We start from the raw sequence: 25,477 nt of genomic DNA on the forward strand, positions 1-25,477 counted from the left end.
ATTCAGCTGCAGGACAGCGTGCAGCTGGCGCAGCTGCCGGCGCAGCTGTCAGCGGCGGGGGCGTTGTCCCGGGCCATCATGGCGGCTCCGGCCTTTGCGCCCTGGTAGCAGCCCGCGGCGAAGGTGCCGACGGCTCCGATGACGCACACCATCAGCACCATCACACCGGTGCTCGGCGGTGCGACGAGAGCGACGGCGCCGCCGGCGGCCAGCATCACGGCCGTCGCCAGTTGGATCGGCGCCACCGAGCGCAGCACGCGCGGCACGGTGTCGGTGGAATCGGGGCGACGCAGCGACCAGGCGCCGACGCCCGCGGTCACCACGGCCGCGCACAGGCACAGCACCGCGGCGATCAGCATGCGTCTCAGAATAGGGGCGGCCGGGCGGCCGCTCCAAACCGGCGACCGGTCAGCGGCCCACGCCGGGGATCGACGCGGTGAGGGGCACGGCGCCTGCGGTGTGCGGCACGACAGCGGCCGGTGCCGGAACCATCGGGGCCGGGGCGGGAGCCGGTGCGACAGGTGCGACAGGTGCGGGCACCGCGGCCGGCGCGGGTACGGCGGCCGGAGCGGGTACGGCGGCGGGTGCAGGAACAGCGGCCGGTGCGCCCGGCACGCTGACCTTGAACCCGTTGACGATGGCATCGGTCGCGTTGCCGGAGGCGACGGTCACCTGCGCACTGGTCGTCACCGACAGCGTCACCAGGTAGCGGTCCGCGCCGGACGTCGCGATGAGGTGTCGCCGTGAGGTGTTCAGCGTCATGTTGTTCTCGCGGAACGTGCCTTCGATGATCGCCGACGGCATGCCGTAGAAATCGGCCATCGAGCCGTCGGTGGACCGCCACGCGACCTGCTGCTGGCTGTCGATGAAGCCGTGGCTGATGGCTTCCCTGGGATCGAAGTCGCCCGCCAGCTTGTAGACCTGCAGGGCGGCGTTCGAGGTGTAGAGGCCGTCGCCGCCGACGCGGTCTGCGATCACGGCGAACGCGTCGGGCACGTTCGGATCCGGGACCGGGGCCCAGCCGGGAGGCACCGGCAGGACGATGTTCAGCGCCGTGAAGCCCGCGGGCGTCTGCCGCTGCATGGCGACGTTGTGGGCGCGGAGGTATTCGGCAATGGTGCCCGAGGCGGCCGGCGCGATGGTCGGCGTGGGCACCGGGGCCGGCGCGATGACGGGTTGGGCCACGGCAGGCTGGGGAAGCGTGGCCGGCTGGGGGACCCCGGCGGGCTGACCGGCGGGGATGAAGGCGGGGCCGGCGGGCTGCGCGGCCGCCACCGGCGCCGGCGCGGCCTGCACGGTGACGGTCTGGGTCACGGTCGCGGGTGCCGGGAGGACGGGCTGGGGTGGCAGCGGGTCAGCGGAGGCGGTGCTGCCGGCGAAGCCGACGACGCCCGCCAGGCCTGCGGCGACTCCTCCTGCCAGCAGTCGCCAGTGGCGGGCGTTCTCGAACATGTGGCGCCGGTCCTTCCGCTTCACTTCTGCATCACGCGTTGCACTCGAGCCGACTGTATGTAGGTGGGTGCCCTGCCCACCAGGTCCGGCGCGCACCTGCAACCGTGCTCTGACCGCACTGCAACGGAACCGAGACCAACGCCGATCGGCTGGCGTGATGCAGGTCGCGCCGGGGGTGTTGACTACCCTGTGCACGTGAGCGAATCCACGAATGCGCAGGCCAACGCGCGTCCCGAGGCGGCTGTGGCCGTAGACGCCGACAGCCCGCAGCACCGTTACACCGCCGAACTGGCCGGCGCGATCGAGGCCGACTGGCAGCAGGTGTGGACGGACCGCGGCACCTTCAACGTGCCGAACCCGGTCGGCTCGCTCGCGCCCACCGATGGTTCGCCGGTGCCGGCGGACAAGATGTTCGTGCAGGACATGTTCCCGTACCCCTCGGGTGACGGCCTGCACGTCGGGCATCCCCTGGGCTACATCGCCACCGACGTGTACGCCCGCTACTTCCGGATGACGGGCCGCAACGTCCTGCACGCCTTGGGTTTCGACGCCTTCGGCCTGCCGGCCGAGCAGTACGCGGTGCAGACGGGGACGCACCCGCGCACGCGCACCGAGGCCAACATCGTCAACTTCCGCAGGCAGCTGGGGCGCCTCGGCCTGGGGCACGACGCCCGGCGCAGCTTCGCCACCACCGACACCGACTTCTACAAGTGGACGCAGTGGATCTTCCTGCAGATCTACAACGCCTGGTTCGACGCGTCGGCGCAGAAGGCCCGCCCGGTCTCTGAGTTGATCGCCGAATTCGATTCCGGTGCAAGGTCTCTCGACGACGGCCGGGACTGGTCGGCGCTGTCTGCCGCTGAGCGCGCCGAGGTCATCGACTCGTATCGCCTGGTCTACCGCTCCGACTCGATGGTCAACTGGTGCCCGGGCCTGGGCACCGTGCTGGCCAACGAAGAGGTCACCTCCGACGGCCGCAGCGAGCGCGGCAACTTCCCGGTGTTCCGGAAGCGCCTGCGGCAGTGGATGATGCGCATCACCGCGTACTCGGACCGGCTGCTCGAAGACCTGGACGTGCTGGACTGGCCCGACAAGGTCAAGGCCATGCAGCGCAACTGGATCGGCCGCTCCACCGGTGCCGCGGTGCTCTTCTCGGCCGGTGACGCCGACATCGAGGTCTTCACCACCCGCCCGGACACCCTGTTCGGCGCGACCTATCTGGTGCTGGCCCCCGAACATGACCTGGTCGACTCGCTGGTGGCCGATGCCTGGCCCGCCGATGTCGACGCGCGCTGGACGTCCGGCGCGGCCACCCCGGCCGAAGCGGTCGCCGCCTACCGCGCCGCCATCGCGGCCAAGTCCGACCTGGAGCGCCAGGAGAACAAGACCAAGACCGGCGTCTTCACCGGCGCCTACGCCACGAATCCGGTGAACGGACACCAGGTTCCGATCTTTATCGCCGACTACGTGCTGGCCGGCTACGGCACCGGCGCCATCATGGCGGTGCCCGGCCACGACCAGCGTGACTGGGAGTTCGCCACCGCGTTCGGGCTGCCCATCGTGGAAGTCATTGCCGGAGGCGATCTTTCGGAGTCCGCCCACACGGGAGACGGCGCGCTGGTCAACTCTGACTACCTCGACGGCCTTCAGGTTGCCGATGCGAAAGCGGCGGTCACCGAGAAGCTGGTGGCGGCCGGCCGCGGACAGGCCCGTGTCGAATTCAAGCTCCGCGACTGGCTTTTCGCCCGCCAGCGGTACTGGGGCGAGCCCTTCCCGATCGTCTACGACGCCGACGGCCGGGCCCACCCGCTGCCGGACTCGGCGCTGCCCGTCGAACTGCCGGACGTGCCGGACTACTCGCCGGTGCTGTTCGACCCGGACAACGCCGACAGCGAGCCGTCGCCGCCGCTGAACAAGGCCACCGAATGGGTGCACGTCGACCTGGATCTGGGTGACGGTCTGCAGCCGTACACGCGCGACACCAACGTCATGCCGCAGTGGGCAGGCAGCTCCTGGTACGAGCTGCGCTACGCCGACCCGCACAACTCGGAAACGTTCTGCGCCAAGGAGAACGAGGCCTACTGGATGGGTCCGCGCCCCGAGACCCACGGCGCCGACGACCCGGGTGGTGTCGACCTGTACGTCGGCGGCGTCGAGCATGCGGTGCTGCACCTGCTGTACTCGCGGTTCTGGCACAAGGTGCTGTTCGACCTCGGCCACGTGTCGTCGCGCGAGCCGTACCGGCGCCTGGTCAACCAGGGCTACATCCAGGCGTTCGCCTACACCGATGCCCGCGGCGCCTATGTGCCGGCAGCGGAAGTCGTTGAGCGCGAAGGCAAGTTCTTCTGGACCGGCCCGGACGGTGAGATCGAGGTCAACCAGGAGTTCGGCAAGATCGGCAAGAGCCTGAAGAACTCCGTCTCGCCCGACGAGATCTGCGAGGAGTACGGCGCCGACACCCTGCGCGTCTACGAGATGTCGATGGGCCCGCTGGAGGCGTCGCGGCCGTGGGCGACCAAGGACGTCGTCGGCGCGCACCGGTTCCTGCAGCGCGTGTGGCGCGTCGTCGTCGACGAAACCACCGGTGAGCCAAGGGTTTCCGATGACGCCCTGTCCGACGACACGCTGCGTCAGCTGCACAAGACCATCGCCGGGGTGAACGAGGACTACGCGGCGCTGCGGAACAACACCGCCGCGGCCAAGCTCATCGAGTACACCAACCACCTCACCAAGGAGGGCGTCACCGCCCGCGCCGCGGTCGAGCCGCTGGTGTTGATGGTCGCGCCGCTGGCCCCGCACCTGGCCGAGGAACTGTGGCGCCGGTTGGGCAGTGCCGCGTCACTGGCGCACGGCCCGTTCCCCGTCGCCGACGAGCGCTACCTGATCGACGACACCGTCGAGTATCCGGTGCAGGTCAACGGCAAGGTGCGCGGCAAGATCGTCGTCGCCGCCGATGCCGACAAGGCCACGCTGGAAGCCGCCGCCCTCGCCGACGAGAAGGTGCAGGCCTTCCTGGCCGGCGCGGCCCCCAAGAAGGTCATCGTGGTGCCCGGCCGGCTGGTCAACATCGTCGCCTGACTCGTGATTTGTGCACGATTTTCCGCGGTCGGCGCGGAAAATCGTGCACAAATCCCACGGATCAGCGCGGGCGGATGATCACCTCGTGCTGGTGGGCGTCGTCGGGGGTGGCCACCACCTGCGCGATCACCTGGGCGACGGTCGAGGGCTTCAGGAACCGCTCGGGCTTGTACTCGCCGCCTTCGTAGGCCACCAGGTTCCATTGCATGTCGGTGTCGATCCGTCCCGGGTAGACCGTCGTCACCCGCAGTGACGGTTCGTCGGTGCGCAGGGCGTCGGCGAAGGCCCGCAGCGCGAACTTGCTCGCCGCGTACGACGCCAGGCCGGGGGACGGGCTGCGGCCTGCGCCGGAGTTGACGAAGATCACCTGACCTCGGGCCGCGCGCAACGCCGGTAGCAGGGGCAGCGTAAGTCCCACGGCGCCAATCACATTCACTTCCATGGTGGCCCGCCACTCTTCGACGGACGATTCGCCGACCCGGCCGGGGTACGCGACGCCGGCGTTGTGCACCAGCACGTCGAGCTCGACGATCGGCTCGACCGTCGCCTCGACGCCTTCATAGTCGGTGAGGTCCATGGGCCAGGTGGTCGCGCCGAGTCGCTCGGCGACGGCGTCGAGTTCGGCCGACGGCCGGCCCGCCAGGAACAGCGTGTGGGTCGGGGCCAAGGCTTCGGCGATGGCCAGTCCGAGGCCCCGGGAAGCGCCGGTGATCATTGCGGTCGGCATGGCGCGAGCCTACCGATCAGCGAATCCCGGAGCCGCGACGCACAATGGACAGCGATGCCACCCGACCACAGCTTCGCGCCCACCCAGCTCTCCGCCCGCGCCGCCTACCTGCTGCGCGGTAATGACCTGGGCGTCATGACGACGGCGGCGCCGCTGCTGTACCCGCACATGTGGAGCTGGGACGCCGCGTTCGTGTCGATCGGGCTGGCGTCGCTGACCGTCGAGCGCGCTGTCGTCGAACTGGACACGTTGTTGTCGGCGCAGTGGGCCAACGGCATGATCCCGCACATCGTGTTCGCCAACGGCGTCGACGGCTACTTTCCCGGGCCGGCTCGATGGGAGACCTCCACACTGGCGATCAACGCGCCGCGCAACCGGGACACGTCCGGCATCACGCAGCCTCCGGTGCATGCCATTGCGGTGCAACGGATTCTGGACCACGCGCGCACCCGCGGGCGGTCCACCCGGGTGGTGGCAGAGTCGTTCCTGGACCGCAGGTGGGACGACCTGGTGCGCTGGCACCGCTGGCTGGCCGAGGCGCGTGATCCGCAGGAGCGCGGCCGGGTGACGCTGTATCACGGCTGGGAATCCGGCATGGACAACTCGCCACGGTGGGATAGCTCCTACGCCAACGTGATTCCGGGCGCGGTGCCCGAATACCAGCGCGAGGACAACGCGATCATCACCGACACCAGCCAGCGCCCGTCCGACGTCGAGTACGACCGGTACCTGTGGTTGCTGGAGGAGATGAAGTCCGTCCGGTACGACGACGCGCTGCTGCCGAAGGTGATGAGCTTTCAGGTCGAGGATGTGTTCGTCTCGGCCATCCTGTCGGTGGCGTGCACGGTCCTGGCAGAGATCGGCGAGGACTACAAGCGGCCGAATGCCGATGTGCGCGAACTGTATTCGTGGGCCGAGCGGTTCCGTCAGGGTGTGGTGGCGACCACCGACGAACGCACGGGCGCGGCCCGCGATTTCGATCTGCGGGCCGACAAGTGGATCCCGAGTGAGACCGTGGCGCAGTTCGCCCCGTTGCTCTGTGGCGGTCTGCCGCATGACCGCGAACGCGCGCTGCTGCGGCTGCTGGAGGGTCCGCGGTTCTGCGCGCACCCCGACCTCAAGTACCCACTGATCCCGTCGACGTCACCGGTGTCCCGCGACTTCCGCCCGCGGGAGTACTGGCGCGGCCCGGTGTGGCCGGTGATGACGTGGCTGTTCTCGTGGTGTTTCGCGCGCCGCGGGTGGTCGGAGCGGGCATCGATCCTGCGCCGGGAAGGCCTGCGGCAGGCCAGTGACGGCACGTTCGCCGAATACTACGAGCCCTTCACCGGGGAACCGCTCGGCAGCATGCAGCAGTCGTGGACCGCCGCGGCCGTACTGGACTGGCTGGGTTGAGCTAGGCCGTATTGCCGCGCTTCTCATCGCGGCTCGTTCCTCGCCGCTTGATCCTCGCGCGGCTAGTCGTCGTTGCTGGTGGCCAGCTTCTCCAGTGGCGCAAGGGCCTTGGAGATGTTGTCGATGTCCTCGGGTGTCAGCTTGGCCATCATTGCGATCAGGACCTTGCGACGGGCCTCGAGGGCCTCACGGTGCTGCACGAGTCCGCGCGGCGTCACGTTCACCAGGACGGCGCGCAGATCGGAAGGGTCACGCGACCGCTTGACCAGTCCCAGCTTCTCCAACCGGCGGATCGCCACCGTGGTGGTGGGCGTGCGGACCCGTTCGTGCGCGGCCAACTCCGTCATCCGGATGGGGCCGCGGTCCAGCAGGGTCAGCAGGATGGACAGCTGCGCCAACGTCAGATCGGCACCGGCTTCGGCGTCCTTGGGGATCTCGACGCGTCGGCGCATCACGTTGAACAGCTTGGAGAGGACCTGTTGCAGGTCTCCTGCAAGGTCCGCCACCTGCGGCTCCGTCGACGACATAGTTCGATAGTCTAACGTGTATGCCGGATACTGGTCGGTATTAGACAACCTGCGCCAGAAATTGACGTAAACGTTGAGTTTCGGCGGATTCGAAGATGTGTTCGGGCGTTCCGGTCTCGATCACCCGGCCGCCATCCATGAACACCACGGAATCTGCCGCTGACCGGGCGAAACCCATCTCGTGGGTCACCACCACCATGGTCATGCCGTCCGCTCCGAGTTCGCTGATGAGCGCCAGGATGCCCTTGACCAGTTCGGGATCCAGCGCCGAGGTGGCCTCGTCGAAGAACATCACCTGGGGGCTCATGGCCAGGGCGCGGGCGATCGCGACACGTTGCTGTTGCCCGCCGGAAAGGGTTGCCGGGCGCACGTCGGCCTTGTGTTTGAGCCCCACGCGGTCCAGCAGTTGCAGCCCGAGTTCGCGGGCCGCAGCGCCGTCCAGGCCCTTCAGTTTCCGGGGCCCCAGCGTGACGTTCTCCAGCACCGTCCGGTGCGGGAACAGATTGAAATGCTGGAAGACCATCCCGATCCGCTGACGCAGCTGATCGGGGTTGTCCTTCAGCACCGACCGCCCGTCGAGCAGGATGTCGCCACGATCCGGCTCGTACAACCGGTTCAGGGTGCGCAGCAGCGTCGACTTGCCCGAGCCCGACGGGCCGATGACGGCCGTCGTGGTGCCGGCGGGCACGTCCAGGTCGACGCCCCGCAGGACGGTGCTGGTACCGAAGGAGAGGTGAATGTCGTTGGCGGCCAGGGAAACCGGCTGCGGGGCGGTCATGCGATCTCCTCGGTCGCGGCGGTGAGCTCGGGTTCGGCGGGCCGACCTTTACTGAGTCGCCGGTCGATGTAGTTGACCAGGTGGGTCAGAGGCACGGTCAGGGCCAGGTAGAACAAGCCGGAAGCAACCAGGGGAGAAAGGTTTCCGGTCTGCGCGTTGAGGTCGCGGCCCACCTGGAACAGCTCGCGCTGACTGGCGATCAACCCGAGGAAGTACACCAGCGACGACGCCTTCAGCAGCGAGATGAACTGGTTCATCAGCGCCGGCAGCACTCGGCGGACGCCCTGCGGCACCACCACCAGCCGCATCGATGCCGGGTAGCCGAAGCCAAGCGCACGCGAAGCCTCGAGCTGGCCGGCGTCGACACTCTGAATACCCGAGCGCAGAATCTCCCCGATATAGGCGCCCGCCATCAGACCCAGCGCGGCAATTCCCAAGGGGTACGGGTTGTTTCCGGTCAGCGATCCCACCACCGGACCGATGCCCAGCCCGATCACCAGGATGATCACCACTTCAGGCAGCCCGCGGAAGATGTCGGTGTACACCCGCGCCGGCCACCGCAGCCAGCGTGACCGGGAGATGCCCGCGATGGCCAGCGTCATACCTATGATCAGGCCGATGATGCTGGCGCTGACGGTCAGGATGAGGGTGTTCGGCAGGCCGGTCTTGAACAGATCCGGGATGGCCTGCCGATACAGCCGCCAGTCCAGGAATGCGTCTTTCAGTTGGGACAGGGTGGATTTCGGTGCGGGACCGGACGTCGGCGCCGTGGACGCATGCGACGCGGCGATGGCGTTGAAGTCGGGCAGTTGCGGCAGCGGAGCGGCCTTCGATCCGGGCTTCCAGCCCGGCGGCAGGGCTCGCGGCACCCAGTCCGAATAGAGCCGCGCCCAGGTGCCGTCGGCGATCACCGCGTCGAGGCCCGCGTTGAGCGCGTCGATCAGCGGCTTGTTCTCCTTCGCGACCGCGTAGGCGACGAAATTGTCCAAGCTGAAGGTGTTTTCGACGATCCGCGCCGGGTCACCCGGCTGCACGGTGCCGGAGGCCTGCTGCGAGGGCGCCACCCAGGCATCGATCTGCCGGGTCTTGATGTTGGCGTAAACCGTTGCGTAGTCCGGGAATTTGACCGGTTCCAGGTGCAGGGTGTCGACGACGTAGGCCTCCTGCACGGTGCCCTGCACGACGCCGATGCGCTGTCCCGCCTTCAGTGCACCGAACCCGTTGATGGCCGACCCGCTCGGTACGACGAGCGAAAAGTAGCCGAAGTCATAGCCATTGGTGAATCCGACGGTGCGGCGGCGGGCGTCGGTGGTGGTGATCGATGACGACCCGACATCGAATCGACGGGAGGCGACCTGGGCGAGCAGCCCGGCGAAGTCGGTGCCGACGAAGTTGACGCGCAGCCCGATCTTCTCAGCGATGGCCCGCAGCAGCTCGTTGTCGAAGCCGGTGAATTGGCCGCCCGAGTTGATACAGATGCTCGGCGGCGCATCGGACAGCGTGCCGACGGTCAGCACCCCGGGGGTGCCCAGCCCCAAGGTGTCCGGCCGCACTGTCGAAAGCGGTTGGGTACCAGGCGTCGTGTACTTGTCGGTGCCGTCGCCCTGGGCGGCGGTGGCCAGGTTGGTGGGCAGCGCGCTGGCGCTCTGCACGCCCGGCGGAGCGCACTGGTCGGTGGTGGCGCGGGCCGGGACGCCCACGGACAGCGAGCAGACCAGGAGTGCCACCAGTATCGCTACCGTCGCACGCAGGAAAGAGGTCACGCAGGTCAACCTAGCGGGTGCCCGGCCGAATGCAGCGGCTTCAGCTCGCCCGGAATTGATCCGGCCGGGCCGCGTCGGTTACTGGCTGTCGCGCCACCGGCACAGGGTTTCGGCGTGGCTCAGGTCGTAGTCCGGTCCGTTGACGCCCACAGTCAGCAACGAAACACCCAGCGCGGTCAGGGCTTCGGCGTTGGCGATCAGGCCGTCGCCGCTGTCGTCCACGCCGGCCGAGCGGACGATGGTGCTCGGGTCGCGGCTGACGTCGGCGCAGTGCCGGTCCAGCACGGCGGCCTTCTCCGGATACGTCGACGCCGTGGTGAAGCTGTGCCACATCTGGGCGTACTGGGCGACGAGCTTGAGCGTCTTGCGTTCGCCCTGGCCGCCGATCAGGATCGGGATCTCGCGCACCGGGGCCGGATTGAGCTTGCCCAACCGCGAGATGATGCGCGGCATCGCCGCCGCCAGGTCGTCGAGTCTGCTTCCGGCCGTGCCGAATTCGTAGCCGTACTCGTCGTAGTCCTTCTCTTTCCAGCCCGATCCGATGCCCAGGATCAGCCGCCCGTCGGAGATGTTGTCGACTGTTCGCGCCATGTCCGCCAGCAGTTCCGGGTTGCGGTACGAGTTACAGCTGACCAGCGCACCGATCTCGATCCGCGAGGTCTGCTCGGCCCACGCGCCGAGCATGGTCCAGCATTCGTAGTGCGCGCCGTCGGGATCGCCGTACAGCGGGAAGAAGTGGTCCCAGTTGAAGGCGACGTCGACGCCGAGGTCCTCACTGCGACGGACCGCGTCGCGCATCAGGCCGTAGTTGGGGGAGTGCTGGGGCTGCAGTTGAACCCCGATGCGGATGGGAAAGGTCATGTCCCCACGCTAGCGGCCGAGGACGCCCCGCAGGATGTCCACGAGCGCCGCGGGCTGATCGCCCTGCACCGAGTGCCCGGAATCGGCGACCAGGTGGGTCCGCTGGAAACCCGGCGCACCGGCGGCGAAGGCGGCGGCATCGTCGTCGTTGACGAAGTACGACTTGGCGCCGCGCACCAGGGTGGTCGGCATGGTGATGGACGGGACGTCGTCCCACAGTCCGGCAAAACCGTCACCGACGCGGAGCGAATCGTAGCGCCAGGTCCAGGTGCCGTCGTCGAGTTGCTTGGCGTTGTGAAAGACGCCGCGGCGCAACGAGTCCCGGCTGCGGTGCGGGGATGCGGCCATCGTGACGTCGAGCATCGCGGCGAAACTGGGGAAGCTGCGGTCGCCCTTCACCAGCGCGACCGCGCCCAGCTGGGCCTGGGTCATCTGCTCGTGCCGCTCCGGCGCCGACGGGGTGACGTCGATCAGGACCAGCGAGGGCACCAGGGCAGCCTCGGTCGCCGCGATGCGCAGCGCGGTCAGCCCACCCAATGACATCCCGACCACCAGCCGGGCCGACGGGGCGTGCGCGCGCAGCACCGGCCGCAGGGTTTCCGCGTTGAGCTTGGGCCCGTAGTCGCCGTCCTCGCGCCAGGCCGACCGCCCGTGCCCGGGCAGGTCGATCGCCAGCGCCGGCACCCCGAGACCGAGAATGACCGTGTCCCAGGTGTGCGCGTTCTGCCCGCCGCCGTGCAGGAACACCACCTCGGGTTCCGAGGTGCCCCACTTCAGCAGGCTGATCGGCCCGTCCTCGATCCGGGACACCGCGGGCAGCGGACCGGTCGCGCCGATCTGCTCGGCGTTCTCGGGCAGCAGCGCGAACTCGTCGAGCGCCAGCAGGTCGTCGTCGGAAATCTCGAGGGCCACGTTTCGGACACTACCCCCGGTGCCGGGGAGCGCTCAGCTGCCGACCGGGGCGGAGGTCCGGATCAGGTGATCGAACGCCGACAGTGCCGCTGTCGCACCGGCTCCCGCCGCGATGACGATCTGCTTGAACGGCACCGTCGTGCAGTCGCCGGCGGCGAACACGCCGGGGACCGACGTCTGGCCGCGCTCGTCGATGACGATCTCGCCGCGCTTGGACAGTTCGACGCTGCCTTCGAGCCACTCGGTGTTGGGCAGCAGGCCGATCTGGACGAAGACGCCCTGCAGCTCGAGGGTGTGCGCCTCGCCGGTGGTGCGGTCCTGGTAGGTCAGGCCGGTGACCTGATCGCCGTCGCCGAGCACCTCGGTGGTCAGCGTGCTCAGCAGGATGTCGACGTTGGGCAGGCTGCGCAGCTTGCGCTGCAGCACCTCGTCGGCGCGCAACACCGAATCGAACTCGATCAGCGTCACGTGGGAGACGACGCCGGCAAGGTCGATCGCGGCCTCCACGCCGGAGTTGCCACCGCCGACGACGGCGACGCGCTTGCCCTTGAACAGCGGTCCGTCGCAGTGCGGGCAGTAGGTGACGCCCTTGTTGCGGTACTCGGCCTCGCCCGGCACGTCCATCGAGCGCCAGCGGGCGCCGGTGGACAGGATGACGGTGCGAGCGGTCAGCGAGGCGCCGCTTTCCAGCGAGATCTCGATGAGCCCGCCCTCGTCGATCGCGGGCAGCAGCTTCGCGCCGCGCTGGGTGTTCATCACGTCGACGTCGTACTCGCCGACGTGGGCTTCCAGCGCCGCGGCGTACTTCGGTCCTTCGGTGTGCGGGACGGAGATGTAGTTCTCGATCGCCATGGTGTCGAGGACCTGACCACCGAATCGCTCGGCGACCACGCCGGTGCGAATTCCCTTGCGGGCAGCGTAGATTGCGGCCGCCGCTCCTGCGGGTCCGCCGCCGATCACCAGCACGTCGAAGGGGTCCTTCTCGGCGATCGCTTCGGCGGTGCGCTGCGCTGCGCCGACGTCGACCTTGCCGATGATCTGTTCGAGGGTCATCCGGCCGGAGTCGAACACCTCACCGTTGAGGAAGACGGTGGGCACCGCCAGTACCTTGCGCTGCTCGACCTCGTCTTTGAACAGCGCGCCGTCGATGGCGACGTGGGTGATGCGCGGGTTGAGGATCGCCATCAGGTTCAGTGCCTGCACCACGTCGGGGCAGTTCTGGCAGGACAGCGAGAAGTAGGTTTCGAAGTGCAGGTCGGCGTCGAGGCCTCGGACCTGTTCGAGCAGTTCGGGGGCTTCCTTCGACGGGTATCCGCCGACCTGCAGCAGGGCCAGGGCCAGCGACGAGAACTCGTGGCCGAGGGGGATGCCGGCGAACCGGACCTCGACGTCGGTGCCGGCCCGGCGGATGGCGAACGATGGCCGACGGGCGTCGTCGTCTGCACGCGAGTAGGTGATCTTGTCCGACATCGCCGCGATCTCGGTGAGCAGTGCGGCGAGTTCGGTGGACTTGGGGCCGTCATCGAGGGAGGACACCAGCTCGATGGGCGCGGTCAGGCGCTCCAGCAGGGACTTCAACTGGCCGGCGAGTGAGGTGTCGAGCATGCGGATCAACTCCATCGATGAGAGGACTGGCAGGGCCATTCGTGGCCCGAAAGATATTGGTGGAAAACAGTTTTGATGGGCGGTGCGGGCCGGACGAACCAGACCCGCACCGTCAACCAACAGTGCAGAGCTAGATCTTGCCGACGAGTTCCAGCGACGGGGCCAGGGTCTCTTCGCCCTCTTCCCACTTGGCCGGGCAGACCTCGCCCGGGTGGTTGCGCACGTACTGGGCGGCCTTGACCTTGCGGACCAGCTCGGCGGCGTTGCGGCCGATACCCTCGGCGGTGACCTCGGTGAACTGGACGACGCCGTCGGGGTCGACCAGGAAGGTGCCGCGGTCGGCCAGGCCCTGGTCCTCGCGGAGCACCTCGAAGTTGGTGCTGATCTGCAGGGTCGGGTCGCCGATCATGGCGTACTGGATCTTGCCGATGGTGTCGGACGAGTCGTGCCACGCCTTGTGGGTGAAGTGGGTGTCGGTGGACACCGAGAACACCTCGACGCCGAGGCGCTGCAGCTCCTCGTAGTGGTCGGCGAGGTCGCCGAGCTCGGTCGGGCAGACGAAGGTGAAGTCGGCCGGGTAGAAGAAGAAGATCGCCCACTTGCCCGCGATGTCGGCGTCGGACACGGGGATGAAGGTGCCGTTCTTGTACGCGGTGGCGGAGAACGGCTTGATCTGCTTGTTGATCAGGGCCACGGGAACCTCACTTCGGGTCACTATCGGATGTTGGTTACGAGTCCGTAGCTTAGTCCCATTTTCTGGACTAGTTCCAGTTTGAGGAGGGCGGTTGTGGCCAGTCTCACAGCGCCGGACCCGATCATCCCGGCGTACCAAATACAAAGTGGGCGGCCAGGTTTCACCTGGCCGCCCACTCTGACGTCGATATTTACCCCTCGATGAAGGCTTCCAGCTGAGTGCGGGCGAGGTCGTCGGCGACCTGCTCCGGCGGGCTCTTCATCAGGTAGGCCGAGGCCGGCAGGATCGGGCCGCCGATGCCGCGGTCCTTGGCGATCTTCGCGGCGCGCACGGCGTCGATGATGATGCCGGCCGAGTTGGGGGAGTCCCAGACCTCGAGCTTGTACTCCAGGTTCAGCGGCACGTCACCGAAGGCGCGGCCCTCGAGGCGGACGTACGCCCACTTGCGGTCGTCGAGCCACGCGACGTAGTCCGACGGGCCGATGTGGACGTTCTTGTCGTAGACCTTGTCGGCCAGCGAGCCGGTCAGGTTCGAGGTGACGGCCTGGGTCTTGGAGACCTTCTTGGACTCCAGGCGCTCGCGCTCGAGCATGTTCTTGAAGTCCATGTTGCCGCCGACGTTCAGCTGGTACGTGCGGTCCAGGGCGACGCCGCGGTCCTCGAACAGCTTGGCCATCACGCGGTGGGTGATGGTGGCGCCGACCTGGCTCTTGATGTCGTCGCCGACGATCGCCACACCGGCGTCCTCGAACTTCTTGGCCCAGACCGGGTCGGAGGCGATGAACACGGGCAGCGCGTTGACGAACGCGACCTTGGCGTCGATGGCGCACTGCGCGTAGAACTTGTCGGCCTCTTCCGAGCCGACGGGCAGGTAGGAGACCAGAACGTCGACCTCGGCGTCCTTGAGTGCCTTGACCACGTCGACGGCCTCGGCGTCGGACACCTCGATGGTCTCGGCGTAGTACTTGCCGATGCCGTCCAGGGTCGGGCCGCGCTGCACCGTCACATTGGTGGGCGGCACGTCCGCGATCTTGATGGTGTTGTTCTCGGAAGCGAAGATGGCCTCGGACAGGTCGAAGCCGACCTTCTTGGCATCCACATCGAACGCGGCCACGAACTTCACGTCGCGCACGTGATACTGGCCGAACTTCACGTGCATCAGTCCCGGCACGATCGTGTTCTCGTCAGCGTTCTGGTAGTACTGCACGCCCTGGACGAGCGATGCCGCGCAGTTGCCTACGCCGACGATTGCGACCCGAACCTCGTTCGACTCAGACATGTGACGGTCTCCTTTTCCTACTCTTTCAGTGCGTTCGCCGGGGCGTGAGCGCTCAGGTTTGGTCGGCGTGACCCTGCGCCACGCGCTCGGCTGCAATCAGTTCGTTGAGCCATTTCACTTCGCGCTCACTGGACTCGAGACCGAGCTGATGCAGCTGGCTGGTGTAGCGGTCGAGTGAACTACTGGCCCGTGCGATCGCCTCGCGCAGACCTTCGCGACGCTCCTCGACCTGACGGCGCCGCCCTTCCAGGATTCGCATCCTGGCTTCGGCGGGCGTCCGATTGAAGAACGCCAAGTGCACACCGAATCCGTCGTCGGTGTAGTTCTGGGGGCCGGTGTCCGCGACGAGTTCGGTGAACCGTTGCTTGCCGGTATCGGTGAGTTGGTAGACGCGGCGCGCGCGGCGCACCTTCGTCGAACCGAGCGGTGCGGCGTCTTCGACGATCAGGCCGTCGGCCTGCATGCGACGCAGCGCCGGGTAGAGGGAGCCGTAGGAAAAAGCCCGGAAGGCTCCCAATAGTCCGGTCAGGCGCTTGCGCAGCTCGTAGCCGTGCATGGGGGACTCCAGCAGAAGCCCCAGGATGGCCAGCTCCAGCACAGTGTCACCTCCCGATTTGACTGACGGCGTTACCTATCAGGCGCTACGACGCCTCAACACCTCGCACAATAGTATCGCGCCGATATATACGGAGCCAATCGAGCGCTCACATGGAGATGAACGGCATTCGATGCGGGCGTCAACGCGGCCCGAACATGGGGCGAATCAGCCGGGGTAGTTGATCTGCTTCTGGTTGCCGTCCGGGTCGAGATTGATGTAGCCGCTGTTGTTGAACTTGCCGGACACGTAGATCGAGATCTCGACGGTGTCCTGCGGCGCCGTGATGTCCTTGCCGGCCTTGATCGAGATGTAGACGGTGTTGATCTCGTTGCGCTTGATGCCCAGGGTCTCGGGGGCGCCGTGCAGGATTCCGGCGATCTTCTCGACGTTGAACTTGCCCAGGTCGACGACGCGCTCGTCGCTGCTCACCGAGGTGGTGTCGGGGTCGTCCCAGCCTCCGCGGTAGTCGTACCGCAGCACTCGGCGCGGTTCGCCCGGGTCGGGGCGCTCGAGGATCGCGTAGTCCCCGTAGATGTTCAGCTCATAGCCGGTGGTGTCGCCGAACTTCTTCTTCATCTGGGTCAGCAACCCGGTCAGCCCGCCGAGCGACTGCAGCTGGCGCGGCGGGGTCAGCACGATCGGCGCGATCCCGTCGGGCTTGGCGCCGGGGTCTTCGGCTGCGCTCAGCGGCGACTGACCGGGCGCGGCGTAGACACCCCAGCCGATCGCGAGACCGACCACGAGCATCACCGCGGCGCCGGCGGCCAGCACGCCCCAGCCGGTCGACGGCACCGCGCGGCCCGCGCCCGTCTTCAACTTGGGCAGCTTGACCGACGAGTTCCCGGTCTGCAGATCGGTCACCAGCGAGCGCAGCTCCCCGAGGGTGACGGCCTTGGTGGCCGTTGCGACGCGCTGCCGGTGCTCCTCGGCCGACAACTGGCCGTCGGCCAGCGCCGTGTCCAGAATCTGGCAGGTGTCGTTGCGGTCGCTGTCTTTCGCCCGGGTCGCTGCGGTGGCCACCGGGAAAGAGTAAAGGTCAGGTGGCACGGCCGCGTGAGCCCGGCCACAAGCCGTCTACCACTGCACCTCTCAAGCTGGCTACAACCCGGCTACATGCGTGCCATCACGCATCGGCGTCCAGCTGCCCGACGTACTCTGGTCAACGTGCGATTGCAGCGGCAGGTGGTCGACTATGCGCTCCGGCGCAGGTCGCTGCTGGCCGAGGTCTACTCAGGCCGTACCGGCGTCACCGAGGTGTGTGACGCCAATCCCTACCTGCTGCGCGCAGCAAAATTTCATGGCCGGTCCAGTTCGGTGATGTGCCCCATCTGCCGGAAGGAACCACTGACATTGGTGTCGTGGGTGTTCGGCGATCACCTCGGGGCGGTGTCGGGTTCGGCCCGCTCCACCGAGGAGCTCGTCCTGCTGGCCGCCAAGTTCGACGAATTCGCGGTTCACGTGGTGGAGGTATGCCGCACTTGCAGTTGGAATCATTTGGTCAAGTCATATGTATTAGGGACGCCGAGTCCCCCGAAGTCGGCGAAGCCTCGTGGCACGCGCGCGGCGCGCTCGAAAGCGCGCACCGCCAGTGAGTGACGGAGTGAGTGGGGCTGGGCGTCACAGCCGGTCCGGCGACGACGCGACCAGAGGAGCGGCCGCCGGCGCGCAGCAAGGTCGCCCTGGCCCCGTGCCGCCGGATGACCGGCGCACCATGATCCTGCCGTCGGTCGGGAAGGCCGACGACCCGCGGCTGCGGGATCCGATCGACGCCGTGAAGGCGGCGCTGGACGGCACCAAACGGCCGAGCCAGCCCCCGATGAGCGCGGGCGGCGGCATGAACCCGCCGCCGAAGTCGCCGCCGCCACCGCCCCCGCGGACCGGCGGCGGAAAGTCCGGCGGACCCCAGCTGCCGAAGTTCAAGTGGAACTGGAAGCTGTTCCGGCGGCTCTGTTACGCCGGCATCGTCGTGTTGCTGGTGCTGCCGATCGTCACGTTCGGCATGGCGTACCTCATCGTCGACATCCCCAAGCCGGGTGACATCCGCACCAACCAGGTGTCGACCATCCTGGCCAGCGACGGCACCGAACTGGCGAAGTTCGTCCCGCCGGAAGGCAACCGGGTCGACGTCAACATCGACCAGATTCCCGTGCATGTGCGCAACGCGGTGATGGCCGCCGAGGACCGCGATTTCTACACCAACCCCGGTTTCTCGTTCTCCGGCTTCGCGCGCGCGTTCAAGAACAACATCTTCGGCGGCGACCTGCAGGGCGGGTCGACGATCACGCAGCAGTACGTGAAGAACGCGTTGGTCGGTGATGCCCGCTCCGGCATGGGCGGCTTGGTCCGCAAGGCCAAGGAGCTGGTGATCGCCACCAAGATGTCCCGGCAGTGGTCGAAAGACGAAGTGCTGCAGGCGTATCTGAACATCATCTATTTCGGCCGCGGCACCTATGGCATCGGCGCGGCGTCGAAGGCGTACTTCGGCAAACCGGTCGAGCAACTCGACGTGGCCGAGGGCGCGCTGCTCGCTGCTCTGATCCAGCGGCCGTCGACCCTGGACCCGGCCGTCGACCCCGAGGGCGCCGCCGAGCGCTGGAACTGGGTACTGGACGGCATGGTGACCATGGGCGCGTTGTCCAAGGAGGACCGCGCACAGCAGAAGTTCCCGGCCACCGTGCCGCCGGAGCAGGCCCGCCAGGAGAACCAGACCGAGGGCCCGAACGGCTTGATCCAGCGGCAGGTGATGAAGGAGCTGCAGAGCATCTTCAACATCAACGAGCAGGCGCTGAACACCGAGGGGCTGCAGGTCACCACGACCATCGACCCGAAGGCGCAGTCGGCCGCCGAGGATGCGGTGTCGAAGTACCTGGACGGCCAGGCGGACGACATGCGGGCGGCGGTGGTGTCGGTCGATCCGCACACCGGCGGCATCAAGGCGTACTACGGCGGCTCCGACGCCAACGGCTTCGACTTCGCGCAGGCGGGTCTGCCGACGGGTTCGTCGTTCAAGGTCTTCGCGTTGGTGGCGGCGCTGGAGCAGGGCATCGGCCTGGGTTACCAGGTGGACAGCTCACCGGTGACGGTCAACGGCATCAACATCACCAACGTCGAGGGCGAGGGCTGCGGCACCTGCAGCATCGCCGAGGCATTGAAGCGGTCGCTGAACACCAGCTACTACCGGTTGATGCTCAAGCTCAAGCACGGCGCGCAGGATGTCGCCGACGCCGCGCACAAGGCCGGCGTCGCCGACAGCTTCCCCGGCGTCGAGCACACGCTGTCCGAGGACGGCAAGGGCGGACCGCCCAACAACGGTGTGGTGCTGGGTCAGTACCAGAGCCGCGCGCTGGACATGGCGTCGGCGTACGCGACGCTCGCCGCGTCCGGTCAGTATCACAAGCCGCACTTCGTGCAGAAGGTCGTCAACGGCGACGGGCAGGTGTTGTTCGACGCGTCGTCGCAGGACGGCTCGGGTGAGCAGCGGATTCCGAAGGCCGTCGCCGACAACGTGACCTCGGCGATGCAGCCGATCGCCGGATACTCCCGCGGCCACAACCTGGCCGGCGGCCGGGCCTCGGCGTCCAAGACGGGCACCGTGCAGCTCGGTGACACCGGCGCCAACCGTGACGCGTGGATGGTCGGCTACACGCCGTCGCTGTCCACCGCGGTGTGGGTCGGCACGACGGCCGGGACGCAGCCACTGGTGAACAAGGGCGGCGGACCGGTGTACGGCTCGGGGCTGCCGTCGGACATCTGGAAATCCACGATGGACGGCGCGCTGAAGGGCACCGACAACGAGTCGTTCCCCAAGCCGACTGCCATCGGTGGGTACGCGGGCGTCCCGCAGGCCCCGGTGATCAAGCCACCGGCGCCCGATGACCCGCAGGGGCCGCCGCCGGGCGCGCCATCGGAGACGGTGGTCCAGCCGACGCTCGTCATCGCCCCGGGTATCACCATCCCGTTCGGTCCGCCGACGACCATGCAGGTCGGCCCGCACCAGGATGCGCCGCCTCCTGGCGGCGGTGACCCGAACCAGCCTGGCCCCCCGCCGCCGCCGTGACGGTCGAGGAACCAGACGAGCCCGGCGCCCCGACGGTCTCGCCGGCCCGGCTGGCCCGGGACCTGCGCAGCGCCGACGACCGCGACCTGCCCAGCCGCACCGACGTCCTGGGTGCCGCGCTGTCCGGTGTCGTGGGCGGGCCGGTGGGCCGGCACGCCATGATCGGGCGGGCGCCGTTCCTGACCCCGTTCCGGGTGATGCTGCTGATCGCGCTCGTCTTCCTGGGGCTGGGCTACACCACGAAGGCGCCGTGCCTGGTGACGACGGGCTCCGGCACCGCCGATCAGCGGGTGGCGAACTGGCAGAACCAGCGGGCCTACTACGAGTTCTGCTATTCGGACACCGTGCCGCTGTACACCGCGGAGCTGCTGAACCTGGGCAAGTTCCCGTACAAGTCCAGCTGGATCGAGACCGACAGCGCGCACAAGCCGCGCATCCAGTACGACGGCACGCGCGCCATCCGCTACATGGAATACCCGGTGCTGACGGGCATGTACCAGTACGCGTCCATGTCGGTGGCCAAGACCTACACGGCGCTGTCGAAACTGGTCCGGATACCGGTGGTCGCCGAGGTGATCATGTTCTTCAACATCTCGGCATTCGGGCTGGCCCTGGCGTGGATGGCCACGGTCTGGGCGACGATGCGAATGTCCGGCCGACGGGTCTGGGACGCCGCGATCGTGGCGGGGTCGCCGATCCTGATCTTCCAGGCGTTCACGAACTTCGACGCGCTCGCGACGGGGTGCGCGGCCGGCGCCATGCTGGCCTGGTCCCGCCGCAAACCGGTGGTCGCCGGGGTGCTCATCGGGGTCGGCGTGGCCCTGAAGCTCTACCCGCTGCTGTTGCTGATCCCGCTGGCGATGCTGGCGGTGCGGACCGGCAAGTGGCGGCCCGTGGTCAAGACCGCGATCGCCGCGCTGGTGACGTGGATTGCCGTCAACCTGCCGATCATGCTGATGTACCCGCGCGGGTGGTCGGAGTTCTTCCGGCTCAACACCCGGCGCGGGGACGACATGGACTCGCTGTACAACGTGGTGAAGTCCTTCACCGGCTGGAGCGGCTTCGACACCAACCTCGGGTTCTGGGAACCGCCGACGGTGCTCAACACCGTCACCGCAGTGCTCTTCGTCCTGTGTTGTGCGGCAATCGCTTACGTCGCGTGGACGGCCCCGCAGCGGCCGCGGCTGGCGCAGCTCGCGTTCCTGGTCGTCGCGGCGTTCCTGCTGACCAACAAGGTGTGGAGCCCGCAGTACTCGCTGTGGCTGGTGCCGCTGGCTGCGCTCGCGCTGCCGCATCGTCGAATCCTGTTGGCGTGGATGACCATTGACGCACTGATCTGGATTCCGCGGATGCTGTATCTGTACGACGACCCCAAGCTCGGGCTGCCCGAACAGTTCTTCACCACGACCGTGCTGCTGCGGGACATCGCGGTGATCGGCTTGTGCGCGTTGGTGATTCGAGCCATCTACCGGCCGGAGGTGGACCTGGTCCGCTGGGGCGGCCGGGTGGACGATCCGTCCGGCGGCGTGTTCGACGAAGCCGACGACAATCCGCCGCGCTGGTTGCCCGCCCGGCTCCGTCCGCGCCCGGCGGCCGTCGCAGAACCCGATCCCGCGTCCGAGCCTGAACCGGAGCTTGCGCCCACGGCATAAAGGGGCTGCGTTCTGTCGCGCTCGGTGGCAGGGTCGAGGCGTGACTGACCTGACCTTCTCCGATTCCATCGTCGTCGACACCGATCCCGAGACCCTCTATGCGCTGGTCTCCGACGTGACCAACATGGGCCAGTGGAGCCCGCAGTGCAAAGAGTGCTGGTGGGAGGACGAGGACGGCGGCCCGGTGGCCGGCGCCTGGTTCAAGGGCCGCAACGAGGAGGGCGACCGGACCTGGGAGACCCGCAGCCAGGTGGTCGTCGCCGAGCCCGGCCGCGAGTTCGTGTGGGAGGTCAACGGCGGCTGGGTGCGGTGGGGCTTCACCGTCGATCCCGTAGACGACGGCACCCGGCTGACGCAGTCGTGGGAGTTCCTGCCGGCCGGTATCGAGGGCTTCCACGGGCGCTGGCCCGACGACGCCGAGCATCAGATCGCACTCCGCACGAAGTACGCGAAGGAAGGCATCCCGGTGACGCTGGCCGCGATCAAGAAGACGGCCGAGTCCTAGGTTCTCGTCCGTCGCTCTCTCCCTTGGCAACTTCGATCTGGAGCCGTCAACTTTCCTTGACGTCAAGGAAAGTTGACGGCCCGGAATCGAACACGCCGGGGAGGGCCGGCCCCGACTCAGCCCTGATACGGCGGGTAATACGCATACTGCGGAAGTTGTTGTGGTGCAGCCTGACTCTGCCCCGCTCTGATCCACGCGGTGGTTGACGGCAGCAGCACCAGGACCATCGTGATGATCGGAAATGCCAGGCCGACAAAGGCACTGACGACACTTTCGGGCGAGTACCGGCCATCCGACGTCACGGCGGTGGTGAAGACGGAGGTCATCAGGTTGCTCACGATGGCGACCGCACATCCACTGACCACGAGCCACCGGCCGAGCATCTTGCGTCGAAAGAGCAGCACTGCGCCGGCGATGAGCAACACGCTCAGCAGCGTGCCGAGCACGAACCCGATGATCACCACGGCGACCATTCCGATGGCAAGGACGCCGAAGATGCTGTCGAGGAGTTCGAGATCAGAATGGTCGAAGTTGCTGCCGATCGATGCGATGGCGATCAGGAAGAACAGTGAGACGGCGGTGAGGCCGAGGCCGAGCAATCCGCCCAATGCCGCCAGCACTCCGGCGGTGATCGCGGTGCCGCCGCTCGGTTGGGCCGGTGCCGCCGGCGGGGCGGGGTAGGCGCCTGGCTGCGGGTACTGCGGATACGTCATGTTTCCCCTCTGACCCCAGGTTGATCCATTTAGCCCTGGTACGGCGGGTACTGCGGAAAGTACTGCGGCGCCGCGGGATTCTGCTTGGCCTGAATCCATGCCGTGGTCGAACGCTGCAGGACCAACGCCATGGTCAGGATCGGGAAGACGAGGCCCAAGAATCCGAATCGGGGGCCGCCTTGGTACTCCGTGATGGCGGCGTGCAGGCCGAAGCTGATCAACGTCCCCAGGATCACCAGACCGCATCCGGTTGCGACGAGCATGCGGCTGATCGGCTTACGCAGCAGCAAGGTCGTGGCACCGGCCAGGAGGAGGAGTCCGGCCACCACGCCGATCAGAGTGAAGACGAGCGCGAGCGCGTAAGTCCCGCCGGAGAAGTTGACGGGGGAGTCGTTCTTGATCGCGATGACGGCGAAAAAGCCAGACAGCCCGATACCGACATTCACCAGTCCGCCGAGGATCGACAGCACCGCGGCACTGATTGCCGTGCTCCCGCTAGGCGACGCGGGCGGCATGGGCGCAGGCGGAAAACTGCCCGGATAGCCGCCGGGATAGGCACCCGGCTGCGGGTATCCCTGCTGGTAGCCGGGCTGTGCCGGGTAGCCCTGTGGATACCCCGCCTGCTGCGGATACCCCGGCTGCCCCGGAAATCCCTGGCCATAGGGCCCCTGTGGATACGTCATGCGTCCCCCTCGCTGACAAAACGCTGTGAAGTCAGCCTATCGGCCGTGACGCGTATGCCGGGGTGACAGAAGACTCCTGCGTTGATTGTGAACTGACGCAGCAGAAGGTCGAGTGAGTGTCTGCGTAGACGCACGGTCAACGCCCCGTGCGGACGGCTGGCCCCGACTCAGCCCTGGTACGGCGGATACTGCGGAAAGTACTGCGGCGCAGTGAGATTCCGCTTGGCGTGCATCCATCGGGTGGTCGAGGGTAGGAAGGTCAGCACGACGGTCGCCACCGAAAAGATCACGATCGGGAGGGCGATCACCCCGACAGGGCCGGCCCCGTCCGCATTCGCCGCCAGGAAGGCTCCCAGCCCGAACGCGAAGATGGGCACGCATCCGATGCCGATGAGCCACCGACTGGCCGGCTTGCGCGACAGCAGCATGAAGCCTCCGACCAGGATCAGCAGGCCGCCGACGACCGACATCGCAAGGAACAAGTGGCCGACGTGCGACGAAGAGCGGGTGGTGAAGGGGCCCGGTTCTTTCGTGAGGGACTCCGCCAAGGCCATGGCACCGAGGCAGCCATGCAGCAGTCCGCCCATGATCGACAGCACGCCAGCGATGACTCCACCGACCCCGCCAGTCGACGCGGGCGGCAGGGGTGCGGGCGGAAAACTGCCCGGATGGCCGCCGGGATAGGCGCCCGGCTGCGGGTATCCCTGCTGGTAGGCGGGTTGCGCGGGGTAGCCGGGCGGATACCCCAGCTGCTGCGGGTAGCCGGGCTGCCCGGGGAACCCCTGGCCGTAAGGCCCCTGCGGATAGGTCATGCGTCCCCCTCGCCGACAACAATCGTGCACCCAGCCTATCGATCTTTACGGCTCCGTCAGTGCGGCACTTCTGAGCGCCGATTTCGCAGCTCAGGGGCTCTTCGGGTAACCTGACCCGGTTGCCGACGCAGGCGACCCTCCTGCCACGGAACACGCCGTGGCCGACACGACCATAGGAGGTGATGGGTTCCACATGCGTCCATACGAAATCATGGTCATTCTCGACCCCACACTTGACGAGCGCACCGTAGCTCCGTCGCTGGAGACGTTCTTGAACGTCGTCCGCAAAGACGGCGGCAGCGTCGAAAAGGTGGACATCTGGGGCCGCCGCCGGCTGGCTTACGAGATCGCCAAGCACGGTGAAGGCATCTACGCGGTTGTCGACGTGAAGGCCGAACCGGCCACGGTCAACGAGCTCGACCGTCAGCTGAACCTGAACGAGTCGGTGTTGCGTACCAAGGTCCTGCGGACCGACAAGCACTAGAAGCACCGAAGCTCTGCGGATTTGTCGCGAGCCTTGCGTAGGCTCGCGCCTAATTCACTCAATCCGTCCCAGGAGGATCTCGTGGCTGGTGACACCACCATCACCGTTATCGGAAACCTGACCGCTGACCCGGAACTGCGCTTCACGCCGTCCGGTGCTGCCGTTGCGAACTTCACCGTGGCCTCGACGCCGCGGATGTTCGACCGGCAGAGCAATGAGTGGAAGGACGGGGAGGCGCTGTTCCTGCGCTGCAACATCTGGCGGGAGGCGGCCGAGAACGTCGCCGAGAGCCTGACCCGGGGGTCGCGTGTCATCGTGACCGGCCGGCTGAAGCAGCGCTCGTTCGAGACCCGTGAGGGTGAGAAGCGCACCGTGATGGAGGTCGAGGTCGACGAGATCGGCCCGTCCCTGCGGTACGCGACGGCGAAGGTGAACAAGGCCAACCGCAGTGGCGGCGGTGGTGGCGGCTTCGGTGGCGGCGGCGGTTCCCGCCAGCCCGCCGGTGGCGGCGGCGCTCCGGCCGACGACCCGTGGGGCAGCGCCCCGGCATCGGGTTCGTTCGGCGGCGCCGACGACGAGCCGCCCTTCTGATCCACGTAATTGGCTGGGAAACCAGCTAGACCCAGAAAGAGAAACACATGGCTAAGGCCACCAAGCGGCGTCCGGCCCCGGAAAAGCCGGTCAAGACCCGCAAGTGCGTGTTCTGCTCCAAGAAGGCGCAGATCATCGACTACAAGGACACCGGACTGCTCCGGACCTACATCAGTGAGCGCGGCAAGATCCGTGCCCGTCGCGTCACCGGTAACTGCGTGCAGCACCAGCGCGACATCGCCATCGCCGTGAAGAACGCCCGTGAGGTTGCGTTGCTTCCGTTCAGCTCGTCGACGCGATAGGGAGGACTG

General features: G+C 67.5%; 25 protein-coding genes. 9 read left to right on the forward strand and 16 right to left on the reverse strand.

The genetic code is table 11. The features are described 5' to 3' along the window. Positions 1 to 2 precede the first annotated feature (2 nt). Positions 3 to 359: a hypothetical protein gene (locus A7G45_RS05985; RefSeq protein ID WP_260934840.1), complete on the reverse strand. Its 357-nt coding sequence runs from the start codon at positions 357 to 359 to the stop codon at positions 3 to 5. Positions 360 to 408: 49 nt separating this feature from the next. After that, complete coding sequence (locus A7G45_RS05990; protein ID WP_260934843.1) at positions 409 to 1,452, reverse strand: LpqN/LpqT family lipoprotein; 1,044 nt, start codon at positions 1,450 to 1,452, stop codon at positions 409 to 411. A gap of 243 nt (positions 1,453 to 1,695) precedes the next feature. On the opposite strand from A7G45_RS05990, the gene leuS reads away from it, so the two are divergent. Continuing rightward, a complete protein-coding gene (leuS, locus tag A7G45_RS05995; RefSeq protein ID WP_260938002.1) occupies positions 1,696 to 4,530 on the forward strand; it encodes a leucine--tRNA ligase in 2,835 nt (944 codons plus the stop codon). A 61-nt stretch (positions 4,531 to 4,591) separates the two neighbouring features. Here leuS and A7G45_RS06000 read toward each other — a convergent pair whose 3' ends face one another. Then, complete coding sequence (locus A7G45_RS06000; protein ID WP_043986339.1) at positions 4,592 to 5,257, reverse strand: SDR family oxidoreductase; 666 nt, start codon at positions 5,255 to 5,257, stop codon at positions 4,592 to 4,594. A 54-nt stretch (positions 5,258 to 5,311) separates the two neighbouring features. Between A7G45_RS06000 and ggh the strand changes: the two genes are divergently transcribed. Beyond that, on the forward strand, positions 5,312 to 6,652 hold the full coding sequence (gene ggh / locus A7G45_RS06005; protein WP_043986340.1) for a glucosylglycerate hydrolase: 1,341 nt from the start codon (positions 5,312 to 5,314) through the stop codon (positions 6,650 to 6,652). A 62-nt stretch (positions 6,653 to 6,714) separates the two neighbouring features. On the opposite strand, the gene A7G45_RS06010 is transcribed toward ggh, so the two are convergent. The 10 genes from A7G45_RS06010 to A7G45_RS06055 all read right to left on the reverse strand — a co-directional run bounded on the left by A7G45_RS06010 (position 6,715) and on the right by A7G45_RS06055 (position 16,689). Next, entirely contained in the window at positions 6,715 to 7,179 is a 465-nt protein-coding gene (locus tag A7G45_RS06010; protein WP_043391536.1) for a MarR family winged helix-turn-helix transcriptional regulator, read from the reverse strand. A 40-nt stretch (positions 7,180 to 7,219) separates the two neighbouring features. After that, the gene (locus tag A7G45_RS06015) at positions 7,220 to 7,957 is read right to left on the reverse strand and encodes an amino acid ABC transporter ATP-binding protein (RefSeq protein WP_260934853.1); all 738 of its coding nucleotides are present in this window, start codon (positions 7,955 to 7,957) and stop codon (positions 7,220 to 7,222) included. Next, a complete protein-coding gene (locus tag A7G45_RS06020; RefSeq protein WP_276554955.1) occupies positions 7,954 to 9,708 on the reverse strand; it encodes an ABC transporter substrate-binding protein/permease in 1,755 nt (584 codons plus the stop codon). The genes A7G45_RS06015 and A7G45_RS06020 overlap by 4 nt, the downstream gene beginning before the upstream one ends. 90 nt (positions 9,709 to 9,798) lie before the next feature. Beyond that, complete coding sequence (locus tag A7G45_RS06025; RefSeq protein ID WP_260934860.1) at positions 9,799 to 10,581, reverse strand: LLM class F420-dependent oxidoreductase; 783 nt, start codon at positions 10,579 to 10,581, stop codon at positions 9,799 to 9,801. A gap of 9 nt (positions 10,582 to 10,590) precedes the next feature. Beyond that, on the reverse strand, positions 10,591 to 11,493 hold the full coding sequence (locus A7G45_RS06030) for an Rv0045c family esterase (RefSeq protein WP_260934863.1): 903 nt from the start codon (positions 11,491 to 11,493) through the stop codon (positions 10,591 to 10,593). A gap of 33 nt (positions 11,494 to 11,526) precedes the next feature. Beyond that, positions 11,527 to 13,098 (reverse strand): alkyl hydroperoxide reductase subunit F, encoded by a 1,572-nt coding sequence (ahpF, locus tag A7G45_RS06035; protein WP_260934865.1) that lies wholly within the window; start codon positions 13,096 to 13,098, stop codon positions 11,527 to 11,529. 130 nt (positions 13,099 to 13,228) lie between these two features. Then, positions 13,229 to 13,792, reverse strand: a complete 564-nt coding sequence (ahpC, locus tag A7G45_RS06040) for an alkyl hydroperoxide reductase subunit C (RefSeq protein ID WP_043391547.1) — start codon at positions 13,790 to 13,792, stop codon at positions 13,229 to 13,231. Positions 13,793 to 13,982: 190 nt separating this feature from the next. After that, entirely contained in the window at positions 13,983 to 15,071 is a 1,089-nt protein-coding gene (locus A7G45_RS06045; RefSeq protein ID WP_260934868.1) for an inositol-3-phosphate synthase, read from the reverse strand. 52 nt (positions 15,072 to 15,123) lie between these two features. Further along, the gene (locus tag A7G45_RS06050; RefSeq protein ID WP_043391550.1) at positions 15,124 to 15,669 is read right to left on the reverse strand and encodes a PadR family transcriptional regulator; all 546 of its coding nucleotides are present in this window, start codon (positions 15,667 to 15,669) and stop codon (positions 15,124 to 15,126) included. Positions 15,670 to 15,834: 165 nt separating this feature from the next. Beyond that, entirely contained in the window at positions 15,835 to 16,689 is an 855-nt protein-coding gene (locus tag A7G45_RS06055; RefSeq protein WP_260934872.1) for a DUF1707 SHOCT-like domain-containing protein, read from the reverse strand. A gap of 144 nt (positions 16,690 to 16,833) precedes the next feature. Between A7G45_RS06055 and A7G45_RS06060 the strand changes: the two genes are divergently transcribed. The 4 genes from A7G45_RS06060 to A7G45_RS06075 are packed head-to-tail and all read left to right on the forward strand — an operon-like array spanning position 16,834 to position 21,883. Beyond that, positions 16,834 to 17,265, forward strand: coding sequence for a DUF5318 domain-containing protein (locus A7G45_RS06060; RefSeq protein WP_043391555.1), 432 nt, complete (start codon positions 16,834 to 16,836; stop codon positions 17,263 to 17,265). A 4-nt stretch (positions 17,266 to 17,269) separates the two neighbouring features. After that, positions 17,270 to 19,726 (forward strand): transglycosylase domain-containing protein, encoded by a 2,457-nt coding sequence (locus tag A7G45_RS06065; RefSeq protein WP_407667529.1) that lies wholly within the window; start codon positions 17,270 to 17,272, stop codon positions 19,724 to 19,726. Continuing rightward, on the forward strand, positions 19,723 to 21,378 hold the full coding sequence (locus A7G45_RS06070) for a glycosyltransferase family 87 protein (protein WP_260934875.1): 1,656 nt from the start codon (positions 19,723 to 19,725) through the stop codon (positions 21,376 to 21,378). Before A7G45_RS06065 ends, A7G45_RS06070 begins: the two co-directional genes overlap by 4 nt. 40 nt (positions 21,379 to 21,418) lie before the next feature. Beyond that, entirely contained in the window at positions 21,419 to 21,883 is a 465-nt protein-coding gene (locus A7G45_RS06075) for an SRPBCC family protein (RefSeq protein WP_260934878.1), read from the forward strand. 116 nt (positions 21,884 to 21,999) lie between these two features. On the opposite strand, the gene A7G45_RS06080 is transcribed toward A7G45_RS06075, so the two are convergent. From A7G45_RS06080 to A7G45_RS06090, 3 genes are all read right to left on the reverse strand, one after another. Further along, on the reverse strand, positions 22,000 to 22,596 hold the full coding sequence (locus A7G45_RS06080; RefSeq protein WP_260934881.1) for a hypothetical protein: 597 nt from the start codon (positions 22,594 to 22,596) through the stop codon (positions 22,000 to 22,002). Positions 22,597 to 22,625: 29 nt separating this feature from the next. Beyond that, the gene (locus tag A7G45_RS06085; protein ID WP_260938200.1) at positions 22,626 to 23,279 is read right to left on the reverse strand and encodes a hypothetical protein; all 654 of its coding nucleotides are present in this window, start codon (positions 23,277 to 23,279) and stop codon (positions 22,626 to 22,628) included. A gap of 167 nt (positions 23,280 to 23,446) precedes the next feature. After that, complete coding sequence (locus tag A7G45_RS06090; protein ID WP_260934884.1) at positions 23,447 to 24,091, reverse strand: hypothetical protein; 645 nt, start codon at positions 24,089 to 24,091, stop codon at positions 23,447 to 23,449. Between the two features lie 193 nt (positions 24,092 to 24,284). Between A7G45_RS06090 and rpsF the strand changes: the two genes are divergently transcribed. The 3 genes from rpsF to rpsR all read left to right on the forward strand — a co-directional run bounded on the left by rpsF (position 24,285) and on the right by rpsR (position 25,468). Further along, complete coding sequence (gene rpsF / locus A7G45_RS06095; protein ID WP_043391567.1) at positions 24,285 to 24,575, forward strand: 30S ribosomal protein S6; 291 nt, start codon at positions 24,285 to 24,287, stop codon at positions 24,573 to 24,575. Positions 24,576 to 24,656: 81 nt separating this feature from the next. Next, positions 24,657 to 25,166: a single-stranded DNA-binding protein gene (locus A7G45_RS06100; RefSeq protein WP_043391569.1), complete on the forward strand. Its 510-nt coding sequence runs from the start codon at positions 24,657 to 24,659 to the stop codon at positions 25,164 to 25,166. Between the two features lie 47 nt (positions 25,167 to 25,213). Beyond that, a complete protein-coding gene (gene rpsR / locus A7G45_RS06105) occupies positions 25,214 to 25,468 on the forward strand; it encodes a 30S ribosomal protein S18 (protein ID WP_043391572.1) in 255 nt (84 codons plus the stop codon). The last annotated feature ends 9 nt before the right edge of the window (positions 25,469 to 25,477 follow it).

Source organism: Mycolicibacterium llatzerense (assembly GCF_025331195.1).
GTDB classification, from domain to species: domain Bacteria; phylum Actinomycetota; class Actinomycetes; order Mycobacteriales; family Mycobacteriaceae; genus Mycobacterium; species Mycobacterium llatzerense.